We start from the raw sequence: 1,108 nt of genomic DNA, 5'->3' as shown, positions 1-1,108 counted from the left end.
GCCGATGATGAACGCCTGCGCGAGCCCGTCCGGCGAAGGCTGCACCGCGTACTGGATATTCATCCCCCACTGGCTGCCGTCGCCGAGCATCGCCTCGAAGCGCGGCGTGTCCTGTGGCGTCGATATGATCAGCACGTCCCGGATGCCCGCCACCATCAGCGTGGACAGCGGGTAGTAGATCATCGGTTTGTCGTACACCGGCAGCAACTGCTTGGATACGACGTGCGTGATCGGATACAGGCGCGTGCCCGAACCGCCCGCGAGAATAATGCCTTTGCGCGCCATTGCCGTGCCCTTACGCGCGTTGCGCGTAGTTGGTCTCAACCCACTTGCGGTATTCGCCCGAGGCGACTTCGTCCGACCACACCTGGTTGTCCAGATACCACTGCACCGTCTTCGCCAGACCCGTTTCGAACGTCTCCGCCGGCTTCCAGCCAAGCTCGCGTTCGAGCTTGCGCGCGTCGATCGCATAACGGCGGTCGTGGCCCGGACGATCCTTCACGTAAGTGATCTGGTCGCGGTACGAAGCGCCCGCCTTCGGACGCAACTGGTCGAGCAGGTCGCACAGCGTGTGAACCACTTCGAGGTTCTTCTTCTCGTTCCAGCCGCCCACGTTGTACGTCTCGCCCGGCGTGCCGCGCGCGAGCACTTCGCGGATCGCGCTGCAGTGGTCGCCTACATACAGCCAGTCGCGCACGTTCTGGCCGTCGCCGTACACCGGCAGCGCCTTGCCCGCGAGTGCGTTGGCGATCATCAGCGGAATCAGCTTCTCGGGGAACTGGTACGGACCGTAGTTGTTCGAGCAGTTCGTGGTGAGCACCGGCAGGCCATACGTATGGTGATACGCGCGCACCAGATGGTCCGAACCCGCCTTGGTCGCCGAGTAAGGGCTGTTCGGCGCGTACGGCGTGGTTTCGGAAAATTGTGGATCGGTAGCGGACAGCGAGCCGAACACTTCGTCGGTCGACACGTGCAGGAAGCGGAAAGCGGCCTTGTCGGCCTCGCCGAGCGCATTCCAGTACTGGCGGGTCGCTTCGAGCAGCGTGAAGGTGCCGACCACGTTCGTCTGCACGAAATCAGCCGGTCCATGAATCGAACGGTCAACGTG

2 protein-coding genes are annotated in these 1,108 nt (G+C 63.3%); both read right to left on the bottom strand.

Annotation, left to right across the window (positions count from 1 at the left end; translation table 11 throughout):
* Positions 1 to 285: sugar phosphate nucleotidyltransferase (locus P0D70_RS36575; protein WP_408188110.1), on the bottom strand; the 285-nt coding region annotated here is incomplete at its 3' end.
* A gap of 10 nt (positions 286 to 295) precedes the next feature.
* On the bottom strand, positions 296 to 1,108 hold an 813-nt coding region (gene rfbB, locus P0D70_RS36570; RefSeq protein WP_408188109.1), incomplete at its 5' end, for a dTDP-glucose 4,6-dehydratase.

The sequence above is a fragment of the Paraburkholderia sp. RL17-381-BIF-C genome, from assembly GCF_046026435.1.
Taxonomy (GTDB): Bacteria; Pseudomonadota; Gammaproteobacteria; order Burkholderiales; family Burkholderiaceae; genus Paraburkholderia.
Note: the sequence above shows the minus strand (reverse complement) of the source record. Positions and strands in the feature narration are given on the sequence as shown.